This is a genomic window from Roseinatronobacter thiooxidans (genome assembly GCF_001870675.1).
In the GTDB taxonomy this organism is placed as follows: Bacteria; Pseudomonadota; Alphaproteobacteria; order Rhodobacterales; family Rhodobacteraceae; genus Roseinatronobacter; species Roseinatronobacter thiooxidans.
The window spans coordinates 1-22,484 of sequence record NZ_MEHT01000024.1; the positions used below are offsets into that span (position 1 = coordinate 1).

At 58.9% G+C, this 22,484-nt stretch carries 20 protein-coding genes and 2 pseudogenes; 4 read left to right on the forward strand and 18 right to left on the reverse strand.

The genetic code is table 11. The features are described 5' to 3' along the window. Positions 1 to 237 (forward strand): integrase core domain-containing protein (locus BG455_RS11275; protein ID WP_143079927.1); only part of this gene is annotated, 237 nt, incomplete at its 5' end. Positions 238 to 531: 294 nt separating this feature from the next. Next, positions 532 to 1,512 (forward strand): annotated as a pseudogene (gene tnpC / locus BG455_RS11280) (IS66 family transposase); the annotation flags it as partial. A gap of 105 nt (positions 1,513 to 1,617) precedes the next feature. Here tnpC and ortB read toward each other — a convergent pair. From ortB to BG455_RS11315, 7 genes are all read right to left on the reverse strand, one after another. Next, positions 1,618 to 3,018: a 2-amino-4-oxopentanoate thiolase subunit OrtB gene (gene ortB / locus BG455_RS11285; RefSeq protein ID WP_071470116.1), complete on the reverse strand. Its 1,401-nt coding sequence runs from the start codon at positions 3,016 to 3,018 to the stop codon at positions 1,618 to 1,620. After that, positions 3,015 to 3,329, reverse strand: a complete 315-nt coding sequence (ortA, locus tag BG455_RS11290) for a 2-amino-4-oxopentanoate thiolase subunit OrtA (RefSeq protein WP_071470117.1) — start codon at positions 3,327 to 3,329, stop codon at positions 3,015 to 3,017. Before ortA ends, ortB begins: the two co-directional genes overlap by 4 nt. Beyond that, a complete protein-coding gene (locus BG455_RS11295; RefSeq protein WP_071470118.1) occupies positions 3,326 to 4,363 on the reverse strand; it encodes a hypothetical protein in 1,038 nt (345 codons plus the stop codon). The genes ortA and BG455_RS11295 overlap by 4 nt, the downstream gene beginning before the upstream one ends. A gap of 23 nt (positions 4,364 to 4,386) precedes the next feature. Then, positions 4,387 to 5,673, reverse strand: coding sequence for a TRAP transporter large permease (locus BG455_RS11300; RefSeq protein WP_084386309.1), 1,287 nt, complete (start codon positions 5,671 to 5,673; stop codon positions 4,387 to 4,389). Continuing rightward, a complete protein-coding gene (locus BG455_RS11305) occupies positions 5,673 to 6,203 on the reverse strand; it encodes a TRAP transporter small permease (protein WP_111361427.1) in 531 nt (176 codons plus the stop codon). The genes BG455_RS11300 and BG455_RS11305 overlap by 1 nt, the downstream gene beginning before the upstream one ends. Before the next feature lie 91 nt (positions 6,204 to 6,294). Then, a complete protein-coding gene (gene dctP, locus BG455_RS11310; protein ID WP_071470120.1) occupies positions 6,295 to 7,341 on the reverse strand; it encodes a TRAP transporter substrate-binding protein DctP in 1,047 nt (348 codons plus the stop codon). Between the two features lie 246 nt (positions 7,342 to 7,587). After that, a complete protein-coding gene (locus BG455_RS11315) occupies positions 7,588 to 8,490 on the reverse strand; it encodes a LysR family transcriptional regulator (protein ID WP_071470121.1) in 903 nt (300 codons plus the stop codon). Positions 8,491 to 8,625: 135 nt separating this feature from the next. Here BG455_RS11315 and BG455_RS11320 point away from each other — a divergent pair. Continuing rightward, a pseudogene (locus BG455_RS11320) lies at positions 8,626 to 10,023 on the forward strand (M81 family metallopeptidase); the annotation flags it as partial. 318 nt (positions 10,024 to 10,341) lie between these two features. Here the strand turns inward: BG455_RS11320 and BG455_RS11325 are convergent. The 6 genes from BG455_RS11325 to BG455_RS11350 form a co-directional block, all read right to left on the reverse strand. Beyond that, positions 10,342 to 11,343 carry a flavin monoamine oxidase family protein gene (locus tag BG455_RS11325; RefSeq protein WP_245735536.1) on the reverse strand — a complete coding sequence of 334 codons (1,002 nt, stop codon included), beginning with the start codon at positions 11,341 to 11,343 and terminating at the stop codon, positions 10,342 to 10,344. After that, positions 11,340 to 12,011 (reverse strand): cupin domain-containing protein, encoded by a 672-nt coding sequence (locus BG455_RS11330; protein WP_071470123.1) that lies wholly within the window; start codon positions 12,009 to 12,011, stop codon positions 11,340 to 11,342. Before BG455_RS11330 ends, BG455_RS11325 begins: the two co-directional genes overlap by 4 nt. Positions 12,012 to 12,714: 703 nt before the next feature. Next, positions 12,715 to 14,217, reverse strand: a complete 1,503-nt coding sequence (locus BG455_RS11335) for a tripartite tricarboxylate transporter permease (protein ID WP_071470124.1) — start codon at positions 14,215 to 14,217, stop codon at positions 12,715 to 12,717. Continuing rightward, positions 14,217 to 14,666 carry a tripartite tricarboxylate transporter TctB family protein gene (locus BG455_RS11340; RefSeq protein ID WP_170124803.1) on the reverse strand — a complete coding sequence of 150 codons (450 nt, stop codon included), beginning with the start codon at positions 14,664 to 14,666 and terminating at the stop codon, positions 14,217 to 14,219. The genes BG455_RS11335 and BG455_RS11340 overlap by 1 nt, the downstream gene beginning before the upstream one ends. Beyond that, positions 14,648 to 15,589: a BMP family protein gene (locus BG455_RS11345; protein ID WP_071470126.1), complete on the reverse strand. Its 942-nt coding sequence runs from the start codon at positions 15,587 to 15,589 to the stop codon at positions 14,648 to 14,650. Before BG455_RS11345 ends, BG455_RS11340 begins: the two co-directional genes overlap by 19 nt. A gap of 10 nt (positions 15,590 to 15,599) precedes the next feature. Further along, on the reverse strand, positions 15,600 to 16,649 hold the full coding sequence (locus BG455_RS11350) for a Bug family tripartite tricarboxylate transporter substrate binding protein (RefSeq protein WP_084386317.1): 1,050 nt from the start codon (positions 16,647 to 16,649) through the stop codon (positions 15,600 to 15,602). Between the two features lie 94 nt (positions 16,650 to 16,743). On the opposite strand from BG455_RS11350, the gene BG455_RS11355 reads away from it, so the two are divergent. Next, entirely contained in the window at positions 16,744 to 17,589 is an 846-nt protein-coding gene (locus BG455_RS11355; protein WP_071470127.1) for a MurR/RpiR family transcriptional regulator, read from the forward strand. Between the two features lie 71 nt (positions 17,590 to 17,660). Here the strand turns inward: BG455_RS11355 and BG455_RS11360 are convergent, their stop codons facing one another. Genes BG455_RS11360 through BG455_RS11380 form a run of 5 tightly spaced genes read right to left on the reverse strand, consistent with a single transcriptional unit; the run spans position 17,661 to position 22,465 of the window. Then, the gene (locus BG455_RS11360) at positions 17,661 to 18,314 is read right to left on the reverse strand and encodes a flavin reductase family protein (protein ID WP_071470128.1); all 654 of its coding nucleotides are present in this window, start codon (positions 18,312 to 18,314) and stop codon (positions 17,661 to 17,663) included. Further along, entirely contained in the window at positions 18,311 to 19,741 is a 1,431-nt protein-coding gene (locus BG455_RS11365) for a M24 family metallopeptidase (RefSeq protein WP_071470129.1), read from the reverse strand. The genes BG455_RS11360 and BG455_RS11365 overlap by 4 nt, the downstream gene beginning before the upstream one ends. A gap of 32 nt (positions 19,742 to 19,773) precedes the next feature. Further along, positions 19,774 to 20,592, reverse strand: coding sequence for an ABC transporter permease (locus BG455_RS11370; protein ID WP_071470130.1), 819 nt, complete (start codon positions 20,590 to 20,592; stop codon positions 19,774 to 19,776). Continuing rightward, entirely contained in the window at positions 20,585 to 21,418 is an 834-nt protein-coding gene (locus tag BG455_RS11375; RefSeq protein ID WP_071470131.1) for an ABC transporter permease, read from the reverse strand. The genes BG455_RS11370 and BG455_RS11375 overlap by 8 nt, the downstream gene beginning before the upstream one ends. Positions 21,419 to 21,430: 12 nt before the next feature. Beyond that, a complete protein-coding gene (locus BG455_RS11380) occupies positions 21,431 to 22,465 on the reverse strand; it encodes an extracellular solute-binding protein (protein ID WP_111361428.1) in 1,035 nt (344 codons plus the stop codon). Positions 22,466 to 22,484: the final 19 nt, after the last annotated feature.

The window sequence follows — 22,484 nt, forward strand, 5'->3', positions numbered from 1 at the left end:
AATGGCATTACCTGCTCGATGAGCCGGGCAGGCAATGTCTGGGACAATTCCGCGATGGAGAGCTTCTTTTCTTCTCTGAAAATCGAGCGAACCAACCGAAAGGTCTATCGGACGCGCGACGACGCTCGTGCGGATGTGTTCGACTACATCGAGCGCTTCTACAACCCGCGTAGGCGGCATTCGAAACTGGGCTATCTAAGTCCCATGGAGTTCGAGGCCCGCGCTATGCTAGCTTAACCCCCAGTCCACGAAACCGGCAGCAGCTCACTTCAGGTGCTTCTACAAATAGGCGCTCTATCCGACACTACGTCTGATCGACGCACATTTGGTTCGGTGGGTGATGCGGAAGTATAAACGCTTCAAGCAACGGCCCCGGCAAGCGCGACTCTGGCTGGCCAGACTCGTGAAATCCACGCCGGGATTGTTCGCCCACTGGCCTCTTCTCTACGCAAATAGCCGAACGCTGGGAGCCGTATGAGTCGAGAGGCTCACGTACGGTTCTGGGAGCGCGTGAGGGTGAAATTCCCTCGCGCGACTCGCTTGCCCTTGTATCGCCAAAGCCAGATCCTGGCGCGGGCAGGCGTTGATCTCCACCGTGCCGTTTTGGCGAGCTGGGTTGGCAAGGCGGCCTTCCATTTGCGGCCCATCGTTGACCGGCTGGCCGAGCATCTGAAAGCCTCAGACAAGCTATTCATGGATGAAACGACAGCCCCTGTGCTCGATCCCGGTCGGGGTAAAACCAAAACCGGCTATCTCTGGGCCTTAGCGCGGGATGACCGCGCCTGGGGTGGGGATGATCCGCCGGGCGTTGTTTATTTCTATGCGTCAGGCCGCGCAGGCGAGAATGCCGAAACCTTCCTGACCGGCTTTGACGGCATCCTGCAGATAGATGGATATCCGGGCTATAATCGGCTGACCAAACCCTCTCGCAAGGGCGGTGATCCCATTCGGGTTGCGCATTGCTGGGCGCATGCGCGCCGCAAGCTGAAAGAAGTCTTTGATCGCGATGGCTCGGAAGTCGCTGCCGAAGGTCTGCGCCGCATCGCCGAGTTCTACAAGATTGAGGCGGATATCCGCGGCATCTCGCCCGGGCAGCGCCTGTCCGCCCGTCAGACGCGCAGCGCACCGCTGGTCGCGGCCTTCGGGGAGTGGCTTCAGGCGCAACGCTGCAAGATATCGGCAAAGTCACGGCTGGGTGAAAAGCTCGCCTATATCCACAATCACGGGGACGGGCTGCAAATCTTCCTGACCGATGGCCGCGTCGAGATCGACTCCAACAGGGTTGAAAATTTGATCCGCCCGATAGCTCTCAATCGAAAAAATTCACTTTTTGCAGGTCATGATGAAGGAGGCGCCGCCTGGGGCCGCATCGCGTCACTGATCGAGACATGTAAGATAAACAACGTCGAACCTTTCGCCTACCTCAAGGCAACCCTGACAGCCATCGCCACTGGTCATCCCCAAACCCGGATCGACGATCTGCTGCCATGGAATTTCAAGCCGTCAAGCTGAAAACCCAGTGACCCGCAGCGAACGCTTACGATTCACGCCCCGCGCCCTCGGGACTGCGGGCCGTTCGGCGGGTTCAGCCTTTGAAGCCTAAGGGAAATGCGAAACCTACGTTACGCAGGCTTCAACAAATTCCAGAGTACTGCGCGTTTCGGCGGCCAAAAATTTGATATCCTCCGCTTCAAGTTTACGGCCCTGTGGCATCAGCCCGGCAGCCTTACGGATCAGGCTTTTGCGAACGTGGAGAAGATCGACATCGCGTAGCTTGATCCGCGATGGGTGATCAGGGATCACCACCGCCGCGCCGGGGGTTTCATCATCGGGGTCGCCGCGCCGGATCTCGATGCCGCGCGCGCGCGCGAAACTTAGCTGGGCCGATGGCTGTTTGCCCGCGCCAGCATATTCGGTTTCCTGGACAACTATAGTCTGATCTGCGTCCATTTCTTGTGCCAAGGCGATTGCGGCGGCCAGCGCCACATTGCCTGCCGGGCCACGTTCCAACCCTTCCAGCCTTGCAAGCGCCTCAGTGACGTAGAACACCTCACCTTGCTTAACCAGCAGGTAGCGATCCATGTAGCGCAACGCACGCGCTGCGTTGCGGGGAACATCCGTCCGGTCTGGCCAGCCGGCGAAAGGTATACCGAAACCAGTGTGGCCAGTGGTAAAGTGCTTGCGGTTGAAATCAGTGTCGCTGGCCATGTGCAGCCCTGAAAGGTCGACACTTGCGGCGACAACCTTGCAATCAGATGCTCCAGCCTTTTGTAAGCCGCGCGCGGTGCCGGTCAGATTGCCGCCCCCCGCATGGGTGCAGATTACCACATCTGGTGCCGCGCCAGTTGCAGCCTGCATCTGTTCAACAATCTCTACGCCCAAAGGCTCCACTCCGGCGATGGCATAGGGCGTATAGAGTGAGGCATTGAAATAGCCAGTCTCCTCAAGTACGCGCAGGAACTGGTAGAACAGCTCGGGCCCTACTGAAAGCTGTAACACTTCTGCCCCATAGATTTCGCACGCTCGCCCCTTTTCCAAGATCTCGGGCTGGCCGATGCCAAGGCTGTCGAAAACTTCCTGCACAACAATGCAATCAAGGCCTCTCATCGCCGCCTGACTGGCAACCGCCGCGCCATAGTTTCCGCTGGTCGCAGCAACGGCGCCCTTGAAGCCTGCCTCTTTGGCGTGATGCATGCTGAGCGCCGCGCGGCGTGCCTTGTAGCTGCCCGAGGGGTTGGCTGCTTCATCCTTGACGAAGATGCGCGCACCCTTTCCTTTTGGTGCCAGCAAGCGCACCAAACGGTTGATCTGGCGCAGTTCTATCAATGCGGTATTGCCGACCCCCACGCGCGACTGAATTTCACGCACTGTGTCAAGGCTGTAGCTGACTTGCGCCATCAATGCTTCATAGTCAAAGGTGACAGGGTGTTGTAGGAAAGGCGCGTAATCAAGCCCCAATGCCGAAAGCATCGTTTCGTTACGCCGGGCCATGACAGATTGGTAATCGATTGGTTTCATGTGGTTTCTCCCTCGGCCTCGGCCAGCATTGCGCGCAATTCCTCGCCTGCGCGCAGCAGTTCCGGGATCGCGGCGGCGAAATCATGGCCATATGGCGGGTTCACGGCCTCCAGCGTACCGTGGTAGCTGCGGCCCAGCGTGGTGCGGATTTCCACAGCGTCCCCTATCGAGGCCCCTGCCGTGACCAACCAGCCCTTTACGCGCATTTCCAGCGGCACGCCGCGAGTCTCCTTGGGGATGGCGCTTGTCCGCTCGTCTGGAGTCAAAATTACCGAGTGGATGCGAACCCAGTCGCCAGTTTGGAATGTCATGAATGATCTCCTTGCGAGGGAAAGGTGGTCAACTTCGGGCTGGTCAGCGGCAGGTCGGTCAAATGGACAAGCCCAGCCGGGGCGTGGCGAAGATATGCCAGCGCATTCACCGCTGCCGCCGCAGTGCCCGCACCGCCACCGATTTCAGGGGTGATCTGCATCTCGATTACCTGATCACCTTTGATGCGGATTTGATCTGATGTGGCCTGCCCCTCCAACCCAGGGCAGATTTGCTGCGGATGTTCAAGGCGCAGCACTTCGTGGCCGTCAATATGCGCAAAGGCGCAGTGGCGGCACCCCGCAACCTGCCCGGGGGATATCTTCAGGTGAGGCGCTTCGCGCGCGACTGAAGAAATGATCGGCTCTCGGGTTTCAGTGACGCTGTCAATCTCCCATCCCAGATGTCGCGCTATCAGCGCGATGGATTGCGCAAAGCCCACATGCCCAACCACACTGCCCTGCGCCACTGCATCGACAAAGTCCTTTGGCGTCAGACCAACACCCTGCGTCCGCAACACGGTCGGCCCAAAATCGGATAAATCATTCGTTCGGATGACCTGAATATGGTCAACCCGCCCACAAGGCACGCTTAGCGCAAGCACCAGCATGTCCATGGCAAAACCGGGGTTTACGCCCGTCCCCATAACCCGCGCGCCATGATGTTTGGCAGTGGCATCCAGTTGCGCCGCAATGGTGGGGTCTGCCACGTGTGGACAAGTCATTTCTTCAGCGATCGAAATAACGTCATAGCCACGCTGCAAGCAGGCATCGATCTCGGGTGATACATCCCTCAGGAAAGAGGCCGTGGCATGCAGAACCGTGGCGGGCCGGCCCTTGAGGGCCTCTGCAATATCCCCAGTGACGACAGGGCCAGATTCGACATGCTGCCAATCCGCAAGACGGCCAAGGGGAATGCCCTGTTTGGCGGGGTCCATGTCGATCGCCGCGCGAATGGTGTAGCCGCGTTCACGGGCCAGCCGGGCGATGCGTTGGCCCATGGCGCCGACGCCGAATAGTATGATGTCGGATGTCATTTCGTGCTCCCTTAAGAGATAGGTCAGCCAAGGCCCAGAAGGCGCGGCAGGGTCAGCGAAATCGCTGGAACATAAACGATTGCGGCCAGCACTGCGATCTCGACCAGAATGAAGGGCAGGATACGCCAGGCCACATCCTCGAAGCGGACCTTGCCCACCGACGAGGCCACGAAAAGGCATGCCCCAAGCGGCGGCGTGGCCAACGCGATATTCAAGTTCACAACCATCACGATACCGAAATGCAGCGGATCGATGCCCAGCGATACAGCGATCGGATGCAGGATCGGGCCAAGGATGATCAGGATCGCCGTCATCTCCATGAACATGCCTATGATCAGGAGCGCCAGCGTGACAATGAACAGAAAGATCAACGGGTCGTCGCTGATGCCTAGCAGGAAATCCGCTAGCTGCTGAGGAACGCCCTGTCGGGCAAGGACCCAGCCAAGGATCGACGCTGCGGCAAGAATTATGAATACCGACCCCGAGGCGCGTACCATGTCGTAAAGCATTGTGACAAGATCGCGCAGACCAAGATTGCGATACAGGAACAGTCCGACCAGAAGCGCATAAAGAACGGCTACCGCGGCAGCTTCAGTTGGGGTGAAGACCCCGCCCAGAATACCGCCCAGAATGATGACAGGCATCATCAGCGGGATGATTGCTCGCCGCAAGGCCACGCTAAGCGGTGGGACATCGCCGCGCAGATTGGCCACTGGCAGATCATCACGCCGAGCGCGAAATGCAATGTAGCCCATTAGCGACAGCGCCATCAAGATACCGGGGATCAGACCGGCCGCGAAAAGCCCGGCAATAGAAACCTGCATCAGTGAGCCATAAATCACCATGATGATCGACGGTGGAATGATCGGCCCGATTACCGAGGAAGAGGCTGTAACAGCCGCCGCAAAAGCGCGGTTATAGCCCTGCGAGGCCATCGCCGGAATCATCATCCGCCCAATGGCCGCGGTGTCAGCCACTGCGGCACCAGTAAGCCCCGCAAAGAACACTGAAACTAGCACATTTACATGCGCCAGCGCCCCCCTCACGCCGCCCACAACCGCATTGGCCAGATCAACCAGCCTGTCAGTTATCTTGATGCGATTCATGATGTCGCCGGCCAGAATGAAGAAAGGCATCGCCATCAGCGAAAACATGTCGATGCCGGAAAACAGCCGCATCGGCACCAGCCGGATCAGGCTGGGACCGTCAGATTGTACCAGCGCGAACAGGCCCGTGATACCAATGGCGAAGGCCAGCGGCGTGCCAAGTGCTACCAGAATTGCGAACAGACCGACCATCAGCCAGAGCATCAGACTGGCCCCCCGCCCATCGGGCTTTCATGTTCAGGTTGATTTTGAGCGCCCAGAAGCATCAATAGCGTCTGGATAACATGCTGCACCAACATCAATGCCCCCGCGACCGGCACTGCCAGAAGCGGCCACATCATGGAAACGCCCAACGCGGGCGACATCTGGCGTGACCCACGCTCGGCGGCGGCCCAGCCCTCGAGTGTCATTACCCAAAGGAACCAGCCAATGGCGACTGCAACAAGAAGATCTGTGACCACACGGACCGGCTTTGGAAGCAGCATACTAATGGCAGTAATCCGGATATGTTCACCATGACGCAGGGTAACCGAAGCCCCCACCAACCCGATCCAAATCATCAGGTAGCGCGCTAACTCTTCGGACCAAGCGATCGGATCATTCAGCACATAGCGAGAGAACGTGGCCGCCAGCACGACCCCCACCATCACTGCACCCGCTGCAATCAAGGGAGCAGCAGTGATGGTTTCCACCAGTCGGGCAATTCTGTGAAGCAGTCTTGCGATAAATTTCACGGGTCACTGCCTTCCGGAACATGAGGGAAATGGGGCGAGCCGCGCCTGGCCAGTTGTCAGGCGCAGCCTTGTTGAAGATCTGGTTGCGCGATCAGTCAGCGCCGTAGATCTCGCGCTCGGCAGTCGCAACTGCGTCAAGCATGGCTTCGGCAAGCGCGACCGCGTCATCGCCGATTTCGTCGGCAAGAACTGACATCACTGCCGGTGCCGCCAGATCGCGGAACTGCGACAGTTCTTCGGGCGTCGGGGCATAGACCTGAATGCCATTTTCTTCGAGGAAGGCTGTTCCGAATTGAGTAGCGCGCAGCCCCATCTTGGCACCACGACCAGCGGTGCGGGCGGCTTCAACAGCGTTGGTAAATATGCGCATCTGCTCTGCTGTCAGGTTGTTCAGGAACAGATCGCTCGTCACCCACCAGTCGGCACCGTAAAGGTGATTCGTTACAGTGGCGTAGCGCTGAACTTCCTGCAGATTCCCAACTGCAACAATCGGGATTGGATTGTGCTGGGCATCGACAACGCCTGTTTCCAGCGCGCTGTAAAGCTCATCCCACGGAACGGGCGTCGCGGCTGCGCCAAGCGCGTTCATCATTGCAAGATGGCTGGGAACGGACATTGTACGAACCCGTAGACCGTCCATATCAGCGGGGCTGCGCACCTCGCGCGTGCTATTCGTGAAAACATAGAAATCACCCGCCGTCACGGCCAGAAGGCGCAGATCCGTTGTCGCGTAAATATTCTCGGCCAGCATATCGCCAAAAGGGCCGTCAAAGACATGATCAGCAACGATTTCATCCGGAAACGCGAAGGGCAGATCAATCGCGTTGATTGCAGGATAAAACTGCGCCAAGCCGCCAATGGCGGCGATATTAACTTGAATGATGTCGGCCTGCGTCAGTTCCATACGTTCGCGCTGGTTGCCCATGGTGCTGGCCGCTTGAATATCGACGACCATATCGCCATTCGAGCGGGTTTCGATAATGTCCTTGAAAACCATCGCCGACATATGCGCTGCTGATGTTGTGGCGTCGGCCGGTTCTTCATGCGCAAGGACGATTGTCACCGATTGCGCCGCTGCTGGCCCGGCAAGAAGCGCGCCCATGGCGCAGGCCAATGCTGTATTTTGGATATTCTTCATTCAATCCTCTCCTGTTTCCTGTGGCCTGCGGGTACCCTCAGGCAAGGCGATCAAGCGCGTTTCCGCGCGCTGTCTGGTACCCGAATGATAAGCCGGTGCCACCCGGCCTATTCAGGCGTTCCGCAGTGTCGTTACCCAGCCTCCGATGCCCGGCACGACCCCTTGGTCAACCCTGCCGTGACTCTCAGGAGTTTGTGTTCGCATACAAGTATAAATATGCGATATCGGTTTGCCAAAAAAGCAACACTAATGCGATGCGGCCTGCATCGATCGCGTCAGGATGGCACAAAATCGGCGCGCAACTGCCGGTAATTCCCTGTGTCTGCGCCCCATCAGGACAAGCCGGGCATCGCGCAAAGGTGGGTCGCTAAGCGATCGGAGAAGAAGGCGCCCTGCGCGCACCTCATCGGTGACCGCGCACATCGGCAGGATCGACACCCCCTGCCCGCGCAGTGCAAACCCAGCAAGACCATAGATTGAATCGCACAAAAGCGGGGGGTTAAGTTCGATATCCGCGTTCTGGCGCATAACCCGGTCGATCACATCACGGATGCCATAACTACTGTCGGGAGGAATGGCGAGTGGTAGAGTGGCCAGATAAGCCAGTGAAAGAGGCTCATCAGGCAACGGGAACCCCGGGGCGAACACTGCATACAGGGGGGCTGGCACCTCTGCGATGACCATAACATCACGATGCGTCGGCGGATCAAAGGCCAGCCCTAATTCGGCTTCATCGGCTGCCACCGACCGCACTACGCCAGTGCTGCCTGCCCGCGTGACCGACAGGTTCACATTCGGAGACTTGGGACGAAATTTAGCAATCGCCTCGGACATGATTCCACCGATAGCCCCCTCTACACAGACCACGCGGATCTGACCACGCCGCAGATTCTTGATCGCCTCTATCTCGCCTATAGCCCACGCTTCTTGGCGCAGGGTTGTGCGCGCATAGTCGAAATATATCTGTCCAGCATCGGTCAGCCGCAGGCCGCGCGCATGGCGTTCGAACATCGGAACGCCTAGATCTTCCTCAATCTGGGTTATCCGACGGCTTAGGGCCGAGGCTGCGAGGTTAAGCTTTTCGGCGGCTTTGCGAATCGACCCTTCATTGGCCACCGTGAAAAAATATTTTAACTGCAAGTCACGCATTCTTCCTCCATCATGGTTACGGTCCGGATTTTTGATTGCATCACGCTATCGGCCTGTTGTAGTTACCATCCTACTCCGATGCACGGCCCGATCCCGCTTCAGCCCCCCATAATCTGGCTACGAGGAAGCGGAAAAATGACGAAGCGGGTTCTTCTCGGGCAATTCATGCACGAGACAAATACTTTCTGCAAAAGACTTACAGATGAAGCCGCTTTTCGTGGTTTCTACTGCCATCAGGACGATGCCGTGCTTTTGGCGCTGGCCGATACCGAAAACGAAGTGGCCGGATTCGCCGATATCGCCCGTAGGGAAGGCTGGGAGCTGGTCACCCCCGTGGCAACATTTGCAACACCAGGCGGCCCTGTGACACAGCGTGCGTGGCAGGCATTCGGCGAACGCATCCTGACCGCGGCACAAGATTGCGGGCCATTTGATGCCGTGCTACTTTCTTTGCATGGTTCAATGGTGCTGGAAAACGGCGCTGATGGCGATGCAAGGCTAGTGCGGGAATTGCGGGCCATCCTCGGCCAGGATACCCCGCTGGCGGTGACGCTTGATCTGCATGCGAACCTTGATCCAGAAATGGCGGATAACGCCGATATCATCCTGTCTTATAAGACGTTCCCGCATGTTGACATGCGCGAAACGGGGCGCCGCGCGGCAGAATTGTTGCGTCGAATGCTGGTCAATCCAAGTACACGCGTCAGCACCATTGTTCGAAAACCTGCGATGATCACACTGCCCGAAGGCGGCCGCACGGACCGCGAGCCGATGCTGGCCCTTATGACCACCGCACAAGCAATGGCGGACGCGCACCCTGCCATCGTGGATGTTAGCCTAAATGCAGGTTTTAGCTTTGCGGATGTGCCCGAAATCGGGCCCAGCGTTTCTGTTATTCATATGGGAGCCGAAGATACCGCAGTCCAGATCGCCGACGCGCTGTGCGCCGCCATGTGGGCCGAACGTGATGCCAACCAGGAAGCGGTGCTTGAACCCCAAAAGGCCGCAGAGATCGCCGCGAGCCACCCCGCTGGACAACACAAAGGCCCGCTTGTCCTAGCAGATATCTCTGACAATCCAGGCGATGGTGCCTATGCTGATTCCACCGCCCTGCTGGCCGCCTTGTTAGACTGCGGTGGCGAGGACATCCTGTTCGGCGCGTTGTATGACCCAGAAGCAGTTCTTGCTGCGCAGGCCGCCGGGCAGGGAAACACGCTGGCGCTGGCGCTTGGAGGGAAGTCAGACCAGGAATTCGGCGGTGGACCCTTGAATCTGCGTGCGCGTGTGGAACATCTAGGTGACGGACGGTTTGTTTGCGGCGGCCCAATGTGGAAAGGCGTGTCGCAAAGCGCAGGCCCCAGCGCGCTGTTGCGCATCGACGGGATCAGGGTGCTTGTGACCAGTCATGCAACCCAGGCGCTTGATCTGGAGATTTTTCGCAGCAACTCGGTTGATCCGGCTACCATGCGGGTGGTCGCGCTCAAATCCACCCAGCATTTCCGCGCGGCCTACGCGCCGATCGCCGCGCGAATCCTTCTCGTCGACAGCGGTGGCTTGGCCAGTCCCCGACTCGATCGTCTGGAATACAAGCGCGTTCCCCGTCCGGTTCATCCACTTGATCCGTTATGAAATCTCATACGAACCCACCGCCGCACGCAGCGTTGCGCAGAGCGACACGGCAAAAGGTCCGGAAGCCAGACACTTGCGGATACCGCAAGTGTCCAGTGCGATGATGGTTCGATGCGCGCACGCACATTGCCGGATATCTACCTTGACACAATAGCCGAGATCAATCGGATCTGCCGCAAAGAGTATCTGAGGCTGCAACAGATCCGTCCCAAGTCTGCCAGTCTACATTGGGTGCGAGTGTCGGTCCAGGTGTGCATAGGCAGCGTCTGCGGCTGCCAGTGCGCCCTCCAGAAACCCGCCATCTTGTGATGCGGTTTCCGTTCCGGCAAATGTAACGCGCGCGCTCTTTGGGATCGGCCGATAGCTGGGATGGCCGGAAAGTGGGGCCTGATCGGCAGGTGTGGCGGTGGCGGGATCCATGCTCCAGTCCTTGAAGAACAATTCTGTCGGTTCTGCCGCGTCTGGCCCGAACAACCGTACCAGTTGCTCGAGCGCGGCATCGCGAAATCCATCTGATCTGGCTGCGCCGGGATGGGCGAAGCCGAAAAGCGCGCCTGTCCGAGCATCTTCAAGCGAAGCATCGTGGATCTCGGCCAATGGACCTCGATGCGAAATCGCATCGCCATTCAATCCCCTGGTCCGCCAGAACGGCGTCGGATAGGTGGCGACCAGTTTTGTCTGTCCGGCCATCCACGTTGGCACCTCTGGCACAATCGCGCCAAGCTGTGCCGCCAAGCGTGGGGGCAGGGCAAGAACAAGCTGTGCGGCGCGGATGGTCTGGTCTTGTACCGTGACAGTCACGCCAGTTGAATCCTGTGCTACATGCGAAACCGGGTGTGACAGGCGCAGTTTATCGCCAAGTCCTGCGGCCAGCGCGTCAGTGACGCTTGCCAAACCGTCTGCGATGCGCAGGGCACCGCCCATGGTGGCGAAATCAAGGTCGCGACGGATCGCACCTTGTGCGTCCTCAAACACCAGTCGCCCGGTTGTGTGCTGTGGAAAGCTGCGTAAACCCAGACGGTCCAGCAACGCCAGCATGCGGTGGTTATGTGGCCAGATCCATGACGGACCAAGGTCATGGCCGTTTTGAGAAAGGACGCGCCCGCCGGGACGGTCGCGGGCCTCCAGCACCGTCACGTCACGGCCGTCAGCGCGCAGCGCACTTGCCAATGCCAGGCCCGAAAGTCCGGCCCCGATGATGCAGATTTCCGTATCAGGGATCACGCCGGACGTCCGATCACATTGCGCAAATGCCCTGACTTGATCCAGATCTGCGCGCCTTCCGGCCCTGCAGTTGCGCGGAACTCTGACCCAACAGGACGGCGCAACCAGTCCCTGCGTGTCAGCCGGTCTGTCCCATCCTTGACCGCGCCCGCGATGACAAACACTTCCAGCCCCCCCGAGGCATCAAGGCTGCGCGTTGTGTCCGCGTCCCAGCGTTCCATCGCGACGCTTTCGCGATCGTCGCTGTGCAAGTGCAGTGTTTTAACGCCCGGCTCAGTCCCGGACCATGTGCTGGCGCGACTGTCGATCTGGACCTGTGTGCGATCATCAGGATCGAACTGATGCAGCTTCACGAGAATGGTCGCCCCCTCCATCGCGGCAGGTGTGTGCGACGAGGTCGGCGGATTACGCACGTAGAAACCGGTTGGAAAATCGCCATCTTCGTCCTGAAACGTGCCGTCGAGCACCAGGTATTCTTCGCCGCCGTCATGCGTATGGGGCGAAAAGGCGCTGCCGGGATCGAACTGCACGATGCTGGTGGCGCGCGCGACCTCCTCGCCGATGCGGTCCAGCATTCTGCGCCGGACGCCGGGCATGGGCGAGGCCACCCAGTCGTTTTCGTCAAAGCGCACAAGCGCGCGCTGGCTGAAATCTGCATTCAGGTGCATGCGGGGTCTGCTCCATTTTATTGTCTTCACATCATGTCATCTGGATAGATCGGGCCGGAAGGTGGTTGCGTCAACTGTGAACAGGTGGCTTCTGTAAGTCCATCGGTGCGCGTTATCGCAAAAAGGCCGCGCAGTTTGAAACCAACTGTCAGGGTGGCGAGCAGTCATGGGCCAACTCGAAGCTGCAAAGAGGGTCAGTATGATGATGATTGGGTAGGGCAGGGAGGCCTGCAACATCAACGCCACATCAACCCGCGAGTGCGCGTTTGGCGTTGGGTTTGTGGTCCGATCTGCCTGAATTGCAGTGAACGTGGGGAAGAAAATTCCTGAAATCAAAGGCATATCGCGTAAGTTCATGAATTTATTATATTATCGAAAAGCCGAAAGGCTGGGCTGATAACCTGAAGGCCGAAGCAGTTGCCTTAAACCAAGCAAAACGGCGCGGGCAAGTTACGGCGGTAGCCTGTTCCCACAACCAAATATCCCCATAAGATCAAATAGTTAAAACCCGACGTAAACCGTCGGGATTTTGATTGTACAAAACGACTCAACGCCAACTCAACGTTTCAAGAGGCCCCCTGTTCCGCAGGGGGCTTTCGCGTTGGCGGGGGGCGATCATCCGATGCCCAGAGGGGTAGGGGCCACGCTTCATGTTGCCCTTATATAAGTTGCCTAACGCTGTGTGACTCATACTACGCGCCTCTCATGCTGATTTGAGTAGCCGCAGAAGCAGTTTCTTTGGTTGCAATGCTGCCAGAACAAGCAAAATCAGAGCAATCGCCAGCAGAGTGGCGCTGCCAGGGCGCTCGATGAAAACAAGCGGATCACCGCGTGACAAGAGCATCGCGCGACGGAAATACTCTTCTATCATTGGTCCGAGTACAAAGCCTATCAGCAGGGGCGCTGGTTCAAAGCGCCATAGTCGCATAGCGTATCCCAGCAGCCCGAAGCCAAGCGTCAGCCAGACATCGAACAAGTTCAGCCGCAGGCTATAGACTCCGATGCAGATCAGAACAGCCACAATCGGATAAAGCATGGCATGCGGCACGCGCAGGATGCGCGCCCAAAGACCTACAAGCGGAATGTTCAGGACCAGCAACATCAGGTTTCCAATCACGAAACTTGCGACCAGTCCCCAGAACAAAGACGGGTGATCTGCGATCAAACGTGGTCCTGGTGTGATACCATGGATCATCAGTGCGCCGAGCATCAGCGCCATGGTGGTACTGCCGGGAATCCCAAGGGTGAGTGTCGGGATGAATGCCGTTTGCGCGGCGGCATTGTTCGCTGATTCCGGCACTACGACGCCCTCGACCGCGCCATGTCCGAACTGGTCCTTGTTGCGGGAAATTCGTTTCTCAACTGCGTAACCTACGAAAGAGGCCACGGTCTGCCCAGCTCCCGGCAATGTGCCGAAGAACGACCCCACAGCGCTGCCGCGCAAGGCAGGGCCAGGGACGCGCGACCAATCATCCCGGTTGGGCATCAGGCTGCGCCAGTTCAGCGGTTGTGAAACTTTATGCCGGGTGTTCCCCCGGATGGAGGCTATGACCTCGGACACACCAAACAAGCCCATCGCGACCACGACAAGGCTGATTCCGTCGCGCAGGTCTGGAATGCCACCTGTGAAGCGCGTCGCACCCGAATTCACATCCACGCCGATCGTGCCCAGCAACAGGCCAAGGAAGACCATCGCAAGGCCCCTGACAATGCCGCGTCCTCCGACAACAGTGGCGGCCACTAGCCCCAGTACCATGACGGCGAAATACTCGGCAGGTCCGAATCTCAATGCAAATCCTGCAAGGGCAGGGGAGAGCAGCGCCATCACGATCACGCCGACTATACCCCCGACGAATGAGGCTATCGCGGTCAGCACCAGCGCGACACCTGCCCGCCCCTTCTGTGCCATGGGAAACCCGTCTAAAGCGGTCACGGAGGCAGAGGGCGTGCCTGGAATGTTCAGCAAGATAGACGCGGTGGAGCCACCGTATTCCGCGCCGTAATAGACACCTGCCAAAAGGATCAACGCAGCTTCGGCCGGCAGGTGGAACGAAACGGGCAGCAACATGGCCACGGCGGCCAATGGTCCGATGCCAGGCAGAACGCCGACGAAGGTGCCAAGCAGCACCCCAACAAAGCAGACCGTCAGCATTTCAACGGTGGTTGCGGCAGCAAAGCCCAGTGCAAGGTTTCCCAGAAGCTCCATCAACCCGCTCCTATGGCGCGGATGGGCAAACGCAGGCCCAGCAAGAACACAAGCCAGATACCAATGGCGACACTCAGCGCCAAGGCAAGGCGGCCCAGCCACGGTAGGTCACCGATCACGGTGGTCATTGTAAGCACGGTGCCGAAAACTGCAGGTAGCACACCCACCCTTTCGGTCAGAATTGCGAAGGTGGCGATGGCTGCGCCCACCGCCGCCAGTGCATGAAAGTCGGGGCGTGGAACCCGTTCTGCATGTTGGGTCAATCCTTGGACGAGCGCGATGGACCCAAGGGTCGCCAAGATCAGTCCCAGACCCAGAGGTAGCGCCCCGGGGCCAAGCCTGCGCAGCGTGCCGAGATCAAGGTTCAGCCATGCTCCAGCAGCAAAGGCTATCCCTATTGCGATCAGCGCCAGCGGGCCAAGCGCATCAGTCACGCGTGCTCTGTCCAACTGGCCTCTCCTGTCTCCAAGGTGAATTCAGGTCCATCATAAGCGACGGGAACAGTGATCGCGCGCGACGCTATCTGCGCTGCAACGGTGGAGACTGCGTCGCGATGGCCCTTTTCCAGATCGGGGTGCAGCGACAAGGCGACAGAATCATCTCTATCCGCGAGCCCCATCTCGACGATGCGACTGGGCACATGGCCCGCCACCATATCCGTGATCGCGCGGATCACTGCCCGGTCAATCTGCGCCAGCGCAGAGGCGCAGAAGATATCCGGAATCATTTTGACCCAATCAAGGGCATTGCCAATCTGACGCATTCCTGTTTCGTGGCAAGCGGCGATTGCCCCGTCGCGCGCTGCATTCAGCATGGTGAACAGAACATCCGCGCCAGCACCTGCCTGCGCGCTGGCCCATTGGTGCGTCACGTTGCTGTCGTCTTGCGTGCCGCAAAAGCCGGTCAGAACCGGCATGTCAGGAGCGACATGGTGGACGCCACCTACGAATGCCGCGCGACCTTTCAGCCCTGGCTTCACACGATGCCCTGACAGATGTGCAACGGCGCCAGTTTGGCTGACACGAGCAGCCAGCACCCCTGCCAAGAAAGCTGAGTCTTCCTGTCGCACGTCATAACTGGCCAGGTTTCTTCCAAGATGCGCTCCCTGCACGATGGCGAAATGATGGTCCCGATACTCGGCGGCGACTTCAGGCACTGCAAGGTTCCCTTGGCCGCCGACGAAGATGAGCCCCTCCGCCTTGGACAGGGTTTCACGCAGGGCATTGCGGATCACACCCTGATCATAGGGAACCCCGCGCACGACTGACAGCTCTGCAAGGCCTTGATCGCGCGCGGCCACTACCCCAGCAAGGGCGCTGGCGTTGAAGCCTCGGTCATCGACCTCGCCCACGAAAAAAACAGCAATCCGCATAATTTGCTCCTTATCGTGCGGCTTCGACCATGGGAGCCCATGCAGAATACTGATCTGCCACGAATGCTGCGAATGCCGCACCATTCATGGGCACGCGCACAATGCCCCAGTTGTCGAACTGGGCTGTGATCTCCGGCAAGGTCATGATGTCGGTCAGTGTTTCGTCAAGCTTTGCTGCAATGGCTGGGTCAAGACCGCCGGGTGCAGAGAACCCCAGCCAGTTTTCCGCGACCAGATCGAGGCCCGCTTCGAGGAATGTGGGCACATCCGGCAGAGTTTCGAGCCGCTCCGGCGAGCTGACAGCGAGCGGAATGGCAACGCCTTCGTTCACGAGCGGCAAGTTTTGCGGTACAGCATCAAAGCTCAAACCGATGACGCCTGCGCGCAGATCCAGCTGCATGGGCCCGGAACCCTGATATGGGATGTGCTCCATTTCGGTGTCTGTGATTGCCCCGAAGCGCGCGCTGACGATATGTCCCCAAGACCCAACACCAGAGGTGCCATAATCCAGCTCCCCCGGAGCGGCCATCGCGCCCGCGATCAGATCGTCAAGTGTGGTGATGCCCAATTCAGCACCTGCAAACAGCGCCAAGTGGACGCCGCCGATATAGGACACATGGGTGAAATCCGTGATCGGATCGTAACCTGCGTCAGGAAACAGCGTTGGCGCGATGCTGAAAGGTGTGAGGTTTGACAGCATGAAGCTGTGCCCATCAGGAGAGGCGTCCTTGAGAGCAAGCGCAGCTACAGTTCCACCTGCGCCTGGGCGATTCTCGACGATGAAGGGCTGGCCGAGCCGCTCGCCAAGGTGCTCTGCCAGCAGGCGTGCGACAAGATCGCTCGAACCGCCTGGCGGAAAGGACACCAGGATGCGAACCGGGCGCTCTGGCCAGTCCTGAGCAACAGCAGGAAAGGCAGAAGCGGCGAGTGCAGCGGCAGAACAGATCAGAAGAGTGCGGCGTAGTGTCATGGCAGGCTCCATTCCTGTATGAAATTTAGATTTCATATAAGGCGCATGAATCATAGTTTTCACGCAACAGGAAATTTTTGTTTCTCGCATTAACGAAGAGAATCCTGCTATTTGTGCTTGTATGTCGCCCGATATGGCTGATCATTGATGTTAATTTAAGCGGCTATGAAACTGGAGTTCCGCAATGACAGGTCCTAGTGAGCCTGAACAGTCCTTTCTGGAGCGGGTTCGAAAGACCTTGCCAGCACTTCATCCTGCAGAACGCAAGCTGGGTGAATTTCTGACGCAATTTCCCGGCGAGATAGCGAGCTACAACGCGCAGGAACTCGCGCGCTTGGCGGATGTGTCGAAAGCAACAGTTTCACGCTTTGTCAGGCGCCTCGGATTTGAGAACTACGAAGAAGCGCGGCGTATGGCGCGTGATGAAAGCCGAACTGGCTCGCGACTGTTCCTCGCGCATCCTGATCATCTATCGGTGCCGGTCCATCCCGGAATCGCTGAAGAGGTCGATAACCTCGAGCGCAGCTTCAGCCAGATCAGTCCTGAACAGATCGACGCGGTCGCCGCAGAATTGCTGCAAGCACGGCGTGTATGGCTGGTCGGCTTCCGAATATCACAGTCTTTCGCAACTTATCTTTACTGGCAATTGCTGAAAGTGCTTCCCGATGTCGCGGTAGTCCCGCGCGGGGGGGAAACCATGGGTGAGCATATTGCCGTGATGGACGCGCGTGATTGCGTGATCGTCTTTGGTTTACGGCGGCGCGTTTCCAGCATGGATATCCTGTTGGATTCTATATCAGAAACGGGAGCGAAGCTATGCTACATTACCGATGAAAGCGCCCCGACCCGGAAGGACGCAGATTGGCATTTCCATTGTGTGACGGCGACCAGCACGCCTCAGTTCAACCACGCTGCTGTTCTTGCGCTTTGCCATAGGGTGATGGTTGCAACGACCCGACAGGCTGGGCGGGATGGGCGCGCGCAACTGAACCGGATCGAGCAATTGAATGAGCGGCTTGGGCAATTGTAACCAAGAAGGGGCACCGCGCGGCCTGCGCCGCCAGCATTTTGGTCAAAGCCTATTTGTTCTTGTCTGGTCGGTCACTCTACTGACGGCCGGAAACGGGCCTTCGACCACTCTTCAACAGTCTTTGTCACAACCTCGAACTGATCGCGTTGCCGCGCATAGAGATGACCGCCCAGTCGGCCGATTGCATCCATGCCCACTTGATCAATATACATGGTGTCTGGATCCACGAGCGCTTCGCGGATGAACACGCCTTCAACACGCCCGAGTATGATTTCGCGCGCTGGCCCCACTTCCAGCCCCATCAGGCGGCGGCATTCAAGCGCGGCCGGAGCGGCAAGGATACGCGGTGTGCGGACGTGCAATCCGGGAACCGTTTCCAGACCAGCTTCGGCCAGTTCATCCACATCCGGACCAAACTTGATGGCGCAGATTTCCATCTGGTCCACCAATGCGGAGTCACAGATATGCACTGTGAACTCCTCTGTCTCGCGGATGTTGCGGGCTGTGTTCTTGAAGCGCATGTCGTCGTAATTCTCGACCCCAAGCGCCACCACGGCCGGGTCATGCGTGAGCACGTTGAAAAAACTGAACGGACCTGCATTCGCCCTGCCGTCGCGCCCCATGGTCGTGACCAGTGCAATCGGTCGCGGGATCACGGACCCGATCAGCAGCTTGTAGCGCTCCTTGGGCGACAGCTCAGCGAAATCGAAATGCTGATGCGTCATGCTGCGCCCCTTGCCGGAATACGGCGCAGATCCAGCGGTGTATGGCAGCTAAGGTTTTCAAATCCGTCCGAGGTCACGACGTAGCAATCGCCAACATTGCAGCCTGCCGATTGTGGCTCCAGCCATTGGGTGTGCAGCACAAAAACCATGCCTTCCTCCAGCCGGTCGAAATTATGCGATGACACGTTATAGGCGTTCTGCGCGCCTGCAAGCCCGACGGAATGGCCCAGATTAGGGTTATGCGGACCATAGGTTGCCGGATAGACATGCATGAGACGCCGCCCCTGTGCCTCCCAATCCGGGTCGGGCACATATTGACGGACGATCTCGCGCATGCCGCCATCGGGGGCCATGCTCCAGTTATAGGGCATCGTGCGCGCATGGGGGCTGTCCAGCAAACCTGCCGCAATCATCGGCTCGAAAGCGGCATTGTTCACCTCGCTGATCAGGGCACCGGGGCGGATAAGCTTTTCGGCGGCTTTGACGCCATCGACACAGGCGCGGATGACCTTTTCCTGCCGTTCTGTGATTTCGCCGACTGCAATCATCCGCGCGGTCTGGGCGGTGTAACCTTGATAGGTCACGTTCGAGATGTAGAGGTTGATCAGGTCGCCATCCCGGACATGTCGTCCGTAGGGCTTGCCGCAGTGGGTGCCATATTCGTTGATCCCGATCTGATAGCCGTCACCGGTTTCGCCGCCGCGCGCAAGTTGGGCCAGAGTGAAGGCTGCATAGATCTCTCGGTCGGTTACGCCAAGGCGTGTGACATGATGGGCCGCCTGAATGCCGATGTCGATCAACTGGCAGGCCGTGCGCTGCAAAGCCACCTCTGCCGGGCTGCGCAGGCGCTGCATACGGTCAATGATGCCATTCTCGGATTGAAACGCCGCCGATGGCAAAAGCGCGCGCAAGCCCGTGAAAAAAGGTTCCGATGTCCGGTCGCCGATCAGCCCGATGCTGCCGCGCGCGAAGCCTGCCTCTTGTAGCAAAGATGCAGCGCCCTCGAAGGTCTTTTGCAGCGATGAGCCAGGAATATCGGCATATTCGCGGCCAATCGCGCCGACTTGAAGGATGCGCTCGACCAGCAGGGGCTCACCGCCCGGTGGCAGGATCACTGATTGGGTGAAGAAGGAAACAAGGGTTAGTGGTTTGTCGCTGTCGGTGGGGATGATCAGCACGCCTTCGCGCATCCAGTCACAGACATAGCGCAGATAGGCATTGGATGTGTGAAACCAGCCGACCATATCGGTATGGATGACAAGCGCATCATGTCCTGCGAGAACAGCCTCGCGCCGGATACGGCGCAAGCGCTCTGCAAATTCCGCTTCCGGCAGCGGGGGGGCCGGGATGAAGTCGAAATCGGGTTCGAAATCGGCGAGCAGTGCCTCGACAGATCCTGTGCGATCCGGTCGGTGTATCTGGGTCATGTCTTCTGTCTTTCTGTGGGGAATTGTCAGGATCAACGTCTACGCACGAACGGCACCAGCCGCTGAACGATGATCAAGGTCAGGATGGTTGCCGCGATCAGCAGGCCGGAGATGGCGCCAACCCGCGCATCAAGGGATTCCTCGATCATGGCGAACATGCGCAGCGGCAGCACCGTGGTGCGCGGATCGGCAAGGAACAGGGTGACGGAGACATTGTCCATCGACTGCATGAACACCAGGAACCCGCCAGCCAAGACGCCTGGCACAAGTGCGGGCATGGTCACGCGCGCGAAGGTGCGCACCCGCCCGGCGCCCAGCGTGGTCGAGGCTTCGGCCAGACTGGGATCAATCTGCTGGGCGACAGCCAGTGATGTGCGATACATCAAGGGCGCAAAGACGACGATATGCCCAGCGACCACGAACCCATAGGCAGGGCTGAGGCCAAGATTGCTGATCACCAGCAATGCGGCCAGAGCATAGACAAGGCTTGGCAGTACCAGAGGCGACAGCAGGACCGGCTCTAGCGCCGTGGCAGAGCGCGCGCGCATCCGCGACAACCCGTAGGCGGCAGGGGCGGCCACAAGCGCCGCGCCCAGCGTCGTCCATGCCGCGATACTCAGTGAGTTCCAGGCCGCAATGTGGATTTGCGACGACTGCATGGGGTCAATCAGCGCGCGATACCAGCGAAGGCTGTAACCTTGTGGCGGAAAGCGCAGGGTTGCCCCGTCGGTAAAGGACATCAGCACGGCGATCCCGATCGGGGCAATCATGTAGAACAGCGCAAAGCCGCCAAAGCCCAGAACAAACAGCCAATAACTGGCATCCAGAAGTCGTTCACGCAGATCACGCACAGGCTGCAAGCCTCCGGTGGCGGGCCAGCAGCGTCAGCGCGATCATCACCGCACCGGTCGATACCAGCAGAAGAAAGGAAATCGCCGCCGCCATCGGCCATTGAAACAGGATGCCCACTTCGCGATAGACAAATTGCGGCATGTAGATCAGACGTGCCCCGCCGATAACTGAATGGGTGACGAAAGATGTGGTTGCGCTGGCAAAGACCAGCACCCAGCCCGCGAAGATTGCGGGCGTCATCATCGGCAGCAGCACAGTCAGAAAGCAGCGCCAGCGCGCAGCACCCAGCATTTCGGCCGCATCGACAAGGCGGCGATCCGCTGTTGCCAAAACCGCGATGATCGGAAGCACCAGAAGCGGCAACTCGATCTGGGTCAGCGCCATGATCAGCCCGGTTTCCGTGAACAGCAGCGAAAACGGGCGCGGCGACAGGCCCAGTTCCACCATCGACTGGCTGATCGGCCCGTTGCGGCCCAGAATGACGATCCACGCGAAGGTGCGCACGACATTGCTTGTCAGCATTGGCAGCAAGGTGGCGATCAGGATGAGTGTGCGCCAGCGCGGACCCGCGTGCCAATACATCAGCGCAATCGGCACGCCCAGCAAAGTGACCGCCGCCACCACCTTGAGGCCAAGGAAAATGGTGTTCCAGAGCACGCCCACCGCGAAACTGTCATCCAGAAACTGGCGGTAATTCGCAAGTGAGACCTGCCCATCCGGCCCGGTGATGCTGGCCACCGCCAGCACCCCGAGCGGCGCGAGAAAACACAGCACCATCATGACCATCATCGGCAGGATGAAGGCCGTGCCACCTTGCCTGAGCATTTCAGAGGCCCCTTACAGTGCCACGACGCGGTCAAACTCCGCTGTCCATTCGGCGCGATTGCGGTTGATCGCGGCCCAATCGGGATAGACGGCGTTGGCCAGCGTCTCTGGTGTCACGAATTCGCGGATCAGGTCAGTGAAGGGCACTTCGGAATTGGTGGGCACATAGCCTGTAGGTGGTTCGGCCAACTGGCTTTGCGCTGCGGTCGAAATGGCCGCATCCATATACGCATAGACCGCATCAGGGTTTGATGCGCCTTTGGTCATGTGAATGGCGACAGGGATCGCGGGCGAGCCGCTTTGCGGATGAGCGAAATTGCAGGGCAGGCCAAGTGACCGAAGTCGCGCGACATTCCCGGTCGAGGCCATGAAGACATCAATCTCACCCTGCTGATACATGGTTTGCTGCGCATTGCCACTATTGGCGATCGCGCCGATCCAGTCGATTTTCTCAGCCAGCAGGTCAAAGACCGGCTGCATGTTATCGGCACCTCCGCCGAGGAGCTTGGCAAGCTCGACCCACGCCATCGTCGCCGTGTTGGAACCGAAACCGATCCAGGCAGCACGACCCTCAAAAGCCGGGTTCTCGAACAGGTCCAGATAGCCGCTCGGGGTCGGAACGGTTTCTGGGTTATAGGCGATGCCATTCACTTCAACTGTTACATGAGGCCCAAACGGTGTCTTTGCGCTTTCGATCAGCAAATCCCAGTTCTCAAGGCGAGACGGGTCGATCTCCTCGATCAGTCCGGCCTCTTCCAGCATCGCTGTCTGGCCAGGCGAGACAAGCAGAGCGTCATATGGGGGCGATCCTGCACTGGCCATCATCCGACCCACCTGATCCTGCGCAAGAGCAGGGGCGATGGTCACATCGACCCCGGACTGCGCCGCAATCGGGGCCACGATGGAGCGGAATGCGTCCTCCCATGTACCCGGAAAGGCGGCGGCAACGATTGAATTTGATGCGCGGGCGAGTTTCGGAATGAAGGGGGCGGCCAGAAGTGTGGTCGATCCCAGCACAAAGTTGCGGCGGTTCAGGCGTAGGGTCATGTCGGTTCCTTTCATCTAT

What these genes read in the sequence shown, in the direction of transcription:
- ortB (WP_071470116.1), bottom strand. Translation starts at nt 3,018, where the DNA reads ATGAAACCAATCGATTACCAATCTGTCATGGCCCGGCGTAACGAAACG.
- ortA (WP_071470117.1), bottom strand. Translation starts at nt 3,329, where the DNA reads ATGACATTCCAAACTGGCGACTGGGTTCGCATCCACTCGGTAATTTTG.
- BG455_RS11295 (WP_071470118.1), bottom strand. Translation starts at nt 4,363, where the DNA reads ATGACATCCGACATCATACTATTCGGCGTCGGCGCCATGGGCCAACGC.
- BG455_RS11300 (WP_084386309.1), bottom strand. Translation starts at nt 5,673, where the DNA reads ATGCTCTGGCTGATGGTCGGTCTGTTCGCAATTCTGGTAGCACTTGGC.
- dctP (WP_071470120.1), bottom strand. Translation starts at nt 7,341, where the DNA reads ATGAAGAATATCCAAAATACAGCATTGGCCTGCGCCATGGGCGCGCTT.
- BG455_RS11315 (WP_071470121.1), bottom strand. Translation starts at nt 8,490, where the DNA reads ATGCGTGACTTGCAGTTAAAATATTTTTTCACGGTGGCCAATGAAGGG.
- BG455_RS11330 (WP_071470123.1), bottom strand. Translation starts at nt 12,011, where the DNA reads ATGCACCTGAATGCAGATTTCAGCCAGCGCGCGCTTGTGCGCTTTGAC.
- BG455_RS11335 (WP_071470124.1), bottom strand. Translation starts at nt 14,217, where the DNA reads ATGGAGCTTCTGGGAAACCTTGCACTGGGCTTTGCTGCCGCAACCACC.
- BG455_RS11345 (WP_071470126.1), bottom strand. Translation starts at nt 15,589, where the DNA reads ATGCGGATTGCTGTTTTTTTCGTGGGCGAGGTCGATGACCGAGGCTTC.
- BG455_RS11350 (WP_084386317.1), bottom strand. Translation starts at nt 16,649, where the DNA reads ATGCGAGAAACAAAAATTTCCTGTTGCGTGAAAACTATGATTCATGCG.
- BG455_RS11355 (WP_071470127.1), top strand. Translation starts at nt 16,744, where the DNA reads ATGACAGGTCCTAGTGAGCCTGAACAGTCCTTTCTGGAGCGGGTTCGA.
- BG455_RS11360 (WP_071470128.1), bottom strand. Translation starts at nt 18,314, where the DNA reads ATGACGCATCAGCATTTCGATTTCGCTGAGCTGTCGCCCAAGGAGCGC.
- BG455_RS11365 (WP_071470129.1), bottom strand. Translation starts at nt 19,741, where the DNA reads ATGACCCAGATACACCGACCGGATCGCACAGGATCTGTCGAGGCACTG.
- BG455_RS11375 (WP_071470131.1), bottom strand. Translation starts at nt 21,418, where the DNA reads ATGCTCAGGCAAGGTGGCACGGCCTTCATCCTGCCGATGATGGTCATG.
- BG455_RS11380 (WP_111361428.1), bottom strand. Translation starts at nt 22,465, where the DNA reads ATGACCCTACGCCTGAACCGCCGCAACTTTGTGCTGGGATCGACCACA.